Here is a 5,207-nt window from a genome sequence, read left to right on the forward strand (position 1 = left end):
GAATATGGAAAGAGTTTTTACCCAGATCGATACCAATGAGCGCAATGTTTTCCATGATAGTTCTCCGAATGAAAGCCTGTCCTCAGCATAGTACCGGGAAGGAGGGAGTGACCATCTCATTAAATATCCCACGTTAAGCCTGTTTTTTAAGCAGGCTTATGTCGTTGCACTCATGCCGATTCAGAGTGGTCCATGTGATAGACGGCTAACGTCGACAATCCTGTCGTACCAGGCTGACGGTTTCATGCGCCCTTCATCATCGAGCTCATGGCACCATGCCTTTCCGGAGAACTCCAGACCATTCCGTCACACCACCTGACCAGTTCGCGGAGTTCAAGCATTTTGGGGGGACTTTCCGGTGTATCATCGGGTAACGGCAAGCCGGATGGGTTAAGCCTGTAAAACGAATCTATGGTGGTTTATTGTACATTGTGTGGTGCTGCCTTACTTATCAGTACCCTGTCGTTAAACTTCTACTTCTACTTCTACTTTTTCTAACAAAGATGAAATTTTTGTCCGCATTTCCCCGGTTCTGTTGTTCCTGTCATTAACCATTGAAGAAGTGTTAACATCAAACAAATTCGATATAACATATGTGTTTTTGACTTCCTGGTTTAGAAGCGCGATACTATTTATTCAACGCAGGAGATCCTAATGTCACCATTTTCAACACTACAACTCTTCAAAAATCTGTCAGATGAAACCCGTCTAGGCATCGTGTTAATGCTCAAAGAGATGGGAGAGCTATGCGTATGTGATCTCTGCACGGCGCTAGAGCAGTCGCAGCCTAAGATCTCCCGTCATCTGGCGATGCTACGTGAAAGCGGATTGTTGCTGGATCGCAAGAATGGGAAATGGGTTCACTACCGCTTATCTCCGCATATTCCTTCATGGGCTGCTCAGGTTATTGAGCAGGCCTGGTTAAGCCAACAGGACGACGTACAGGCCATCGCCCGTAAGCTGGCATCAGCTAACTGCTCTGGTAGCGGCAAAGCTGTTTGTATCTAAAAAATTTTCCTGAACATATATGATTTTTCAAATGTGAGGTGTTCGTGATGAAAACGTTAACGGTGTTTGACCCGGCTATGTGTTGCAGTACCGGTGTCTGCGGTACAGATATCGATCAGGTTCTGGTTGATTTTTCTGCGGATGTGCAGTGGCTAAAACAGCGTGGAATTCAGGTTGATCGTTATAACCTGGCACAGCAACCCATGAGCTTTGTACAGAACGAAAAAGCCAAAGCATTCCTTGAGGCATCCGGGGCTGAAGGGCTTCCATTGTTGTTGCTGGATGGAGAAATGGTGATGGCGGGGCGTTATCCGAAACGTGCAGAGCTGGCCCGCTGGTTCGGAATACCGCTGGAGAAAGTAGGATTAGCATCTAAAAGCTGCTGCGGTGGTAATACTTCTTGTTGCTGAAATGTCAGGAGGACATATGAAATTCTTACAGAATATCCCACCTTACCTGTTTTTTACCGGTAAAGGGGGCGTCGGTAAAACCTCTATTTCCTGTGCCACCGCTATCAGCCTGGCGGAACAAGGCAAGCGGGTTTTGCTTGTCAGCACCGATCCGGCTTCAAACGTAGGCCAGGTGTTCAGCCAGACTATTGGCAATACCATTCTGCCGGTGGCCTCTGTACCGGGTCTTTCAGCGCTGGAAATTGATCCTCAGGCCGCCGCCCAGGAATATCGGGCCAGAATCGTTGATCCTATCAAAGGCATTCTGCCGGATGATGTCGTTAACAGTATTAACGAACAGCTCTCTGGTGCATGTACCACCGAAATTGCAGCTTTTGATGAATTTACCGGTCTGTTGACTGACGCATCATTATTGACCCGCTTTGACCATATTATCTTTGATACCGCGCCAACTGGTCACACTATTCGTCTTCTCCAGTTGCCCGGTGCGTGGAGTAGCTTCATTGAGAGCAATCCTGATGGTGCTTCCTGTCTTGGCCCGATGGCAGGGCTGGAGAAACAGCGTGAGCAGTATTCACACGCCGTCCAGGCATTGTCTGATCCGGATCGTACGAGGCTGGTTTTAGTGGCTCGACTGCAAAAATCAACGCTTCAGGAAGTCGCCCGTACTCATGATGAGCTTGCGGCGATAGGTCTCAAAAATCAGTATCTGGTCATCAACGGCGTGTTACCTGAGACAGAAGCAGTCAACGATACTCTGGCGGCTGCAATATGGGGCCGGGAGCAGGAGGCGCTGGCAAGTCTTCCCGCTGGTCTGGACGCTCTCCCTACTGACACATTATTCCTTCAACCAGTGAATATGGTCGGTGTGTCTGCTTTAAGGGGACTTCTCACCTCCCAACCTGAGACGGCTTCATTTGCTGAAGTGTCCGCCCTGCAAAAACCAGCGATATCGTCGTTGTCTGCTCTGGTTGATGAGATTGCCCTTAATGAACACGGCCTGATTATGCTGATGGGTAAAGGTGGCGTGGGTAAAACAACCATGGCTGCGGCCATTGCAGTCAGACTGGCCGAAATGGGATTTGATGTGCATCTCACGACGTCAGATCCTGCTGCACACCTGAGCACAACCCTCAATGGAAGCCTCAATAACCTGCAGGTCAGCAGAATCGACCCTCATGATGAAACAGAACGTTATCGCCAGCATGTCCTTGAAACGAAAGGACGTGACCTGGATGAAGCAGGGAAACATCTGCTGGAAGAGGATTTACGCTCTCCGTGTACCGAAGAGATTGCTGTGTTCCAGGCCTTCTCACGGGTGATCCGTGAAGCGGGTAAACGGTTTGTCGTCATGGATACGGCACCGACAGGACATACATTGTTGCTGCTTGATGCTCCCGGGGCATACCACCGGGAGATAGCAAAGAAAATGGGAGATAAAGGCCATTTCTCTACGCCAATGATGCAGCTTCAGGATCCGGAAAGAACAAAAGTATTACTGGTCACTCTGCCGGAAACGACCCCCGTTCTTGAGGCTGCAAATTTACAAGCCGATCTTGAACGTGCCGGGATTCATCCATGGGGCTGGATTATCAATAACAGTCTTTCCATCGCTGAAACCCGTTCACCGCTGCTTCGTCAGCGCTCGCAGCAGGAACTGCCTCAAATCGAGGCTGTAAAGAACCAGCATGCTACCCGTGTTGCACTGGTTCCTGTTCTTGCGGCAGAGCCAACCGGTATAGACAAACTCAAACAGCTCGCAGGTTAATTTTTACTATATACAGGGCAGTCATGCTGCCCTGTCAGGAGGTTTTATGTTACTGGCAGGAGCAATTTTCATCCTGACCATCGTGTTGGTTATCTGGCAGCCGAAGGGGTTAGGGATTGGCTGGAGCGCCATATTTGGCGCAATACTGGCACTCATATCTGGTGTAGTACACATTACCGACATTCTGGTGGTATGGAATATCGTCTGGAACGCCACAGCAACCTTTATTGCCGTGATTATCATCAGTTTGCTGCTGGATGAGTCTGGCTTTTTTGAATGGGCAGCATTGCATGTTTCCCGCTGGGGAAATGGCCGGGGTCGCCTGCTGTTTACTTATATCGTTCTGCTCGGTGCTGCGGTAGCAGCGCTATTTGCCAATGATGGTGCAGCTCTCATCCTGACGCCGATCGTTATTGCCATGTTGCTGGCTCTGGGATTCAGTAAAAGCGCTACGCTGGCATTTGTAATGGCTGCAGGGTTTATTGCCGATACCGCCAGCCTGCCGCTGATTGTGTCGAACCTGGTCAATATTGTTTCTGCTGACTTCTTCCATCTGGGATTCACGGAATATGCCTCCGTGATGGTGCCTGTGGATATTGCCGCCATTATTGCCACGCTGGTGATGCTGCATCTGTTTTTCCGCAAAGATATCCCACCGACCTATGATCTGAACCGACTGAAAGAACCGGCTCTTGCTATCAAAGACCCGGCGACGTTCAGAACTGGCTGGATTGTATTAATCCTTCTGCTGGTAGGTTTTTTTGTGCTTGAGCCGCTGGGTATTCCTGTCAGCGCTATTGCGGCTGTGGGTGCTGCTATCCTCTTTTTCGTGGCTAAAAAAGGTCATGCCATTAACACCGGTAAAGTCCTGCGTGGTGCACCGTGGCAGATTGTGATTTTCTCACTGGGAATGTATCTGGTTGTTTATGGGTTGCGTAATGCCGGGCTGACAGAATACCTCTCTGGCGTATTGAATTTATTTGCAGACAAAGGACTTTGGGCTGCCACATTTGGCACGGGATTCCTGACAGCATTCCTGTCATCCATCATGAACAACATGCCTACTGTATTGATTGGCGCATTGTCGATCGATGGCAGCACCGCATCGGGTGTCATCAAAGAAGCAATGATTTATGCCAATGTCATCGGTTGCGATCTGGGACCTAAAATTACGCCTATTGGTAGCCTGGCAACGCTACTCTGGCTGCATGTACTTTCACAGAAGAACATGACAATCACCTGGGGATACTATTTCCGCACCGGGATTATCATGACTCTGCCTGTGCTGTTTGTAACGCTGGCCGCGCTGGCGCTACGTCTCTCTTTCACTTTGTAATGAGATACTGATATGAGCAACATTACCATTTATCACAACCCAGCCTGCGGCACCTCTCGCAACACGCTTGAGATGATCCGTAACAGCGGTACAGAGCCGACCGTTATTCATTATCTTGAGACACCACCATCACGCGATGAACTGGTTAAACTTATTGCGGATATGGGGATCACAGTACGAGCGCTGCTGCGTAAGAATGTCGAACCTTTTGAAGCGTTAGGGCTGGCGGAAGACCGTTTTACTGATGATCAGTTAATCGACTTTATGTTACAGCATCCTATCCTGATTAACCGCCCGATCGTGGTGACGCCACTGGGGACCCGGCTGTGTCGTCCTTCAGAAGTGGTGCTGGATATTCTTCCGGATGCACAGAAACACGCGTTCACCAAAGAAGATGGTGAAAAAGTCGTTGATGATGCAGGTAAACGACTGAAATAAATCCTAAGGGGCATTTGCCCCTTTATATTTTACTTTGCCAGCCACCTTTGATGCTGCTGTTCATGGCGGCATTGTTCTGCCTTTAATGAGTCATGTGCAAAAAGGAGTGATGCCTGTACAAGGGAAGGTGCGAACAAGTTCCTGATATGAGATCATCATATTCATCCGGAGCGCATCCCAGAGGGACATCATGAGCCATCAACTCACCTTCGCCGATAGTGAATTCAGCACTAAGCGCCGTCAGACC

General features: G+C 49.2%; 5 protein-coding genes and 1 pseudogene. 5 read left to right on the forward strand and 1 reads right to left on the reverse strand.

Annotation, left to right across the window (positions count from 1 at the left end; genetic code table 11):
• Positions 1-251: 251 nt before the first annotated feature.
• Positions 252-392 (reverse strand): annotated as a pseudogene (locus LLF79_RS26595) (NADPH-dependent FMN reductase); the annotation flags it as partial.
• 262 nt (positions 393-654) lie between these two features.
• On the opposite strand from LLF79_RS26595, the gene arsR reads away from it, so the two are divergent.
• Genes arsR through arsC form a run of 5 tightly spaced genes read left to right on the forward strand, consistent with a single transcriptional unit; the run spans position 655 to position 4,960 of the window.
• Entirely contained in the window at positions 655-1,008 is a 354-nt protein-coding gene (gene arsR, locus LLF79_RS26600; protein ID WP_031591996.1) for an As(III)-sensing metalloregulatory transcriptional repressor ArsR, read from the forward strand.
• Between the two features lie 47 nt (positions 1,009-1,055).
• A complete protein-coding gene (gene arsD, locus LLF79_RS26605) occupies positions 1,056-1,418 on the forward strand; it encodes an arsenite efflux transporter metallochaperone ArsD (protein WP_031591995.1) in 363 nt (120 codons plus the stop codon).
• 16 nt (positions 1,419-1,434) lie between these two features.
• The gene (gene arsA, locus LLF79_RS26610) at positions 1,435-3,186 is read left to right on the forward strand and encodes an arsenical pump-driving ATPase (protein WP_227880617.1); all 1,752 of its coding nucleotides are present in this window, start codon (positions 1,435-1,437) and stop codon (positions 3,184-3,186) included.
• A gap of 46 nt (positions 3,187-3,232) precedes the next feature.
• Positions 3,233-4,522 carry an arsenic transporter gene (locus LLF79_RS26615; RefSeq protein WP_031591992.1) on the forward strand — a complete coding sequence of 430 codons (1,290 nt, stop codon included), beginning with the start codon at positions 3,233-3,235 and terminating at the stop codon, positions 4,520-4,522.
• A 12-nt stretch (positions 4,523-4,534) separates the two neighbouring features.
• Complete coding sequence (gene arsC / locus LLF79_RS26620; protein WP_031591991.1) at positions 4,535-4,960, forward strand: glutaredoxin-dependent arsenate reductase; 426 nt, start codon at positions 4,535-4,537, stop codon at positions 4,958-4,960.
• Positions 4,961-5,207: the final 247 nt, after the last annotated feature.

Source organism: Enterobacter cloacae complex sp. 2021EL-01169 (genome assembly GCF_020733125.1).
GTDB classification, from domain to species: Bacteria; Pseudomonadota; Gammaproteobacteria; order Enterobacterales; family Enterobacteriaceae; genus Enterobacter; species Enterobacter roggenkampii.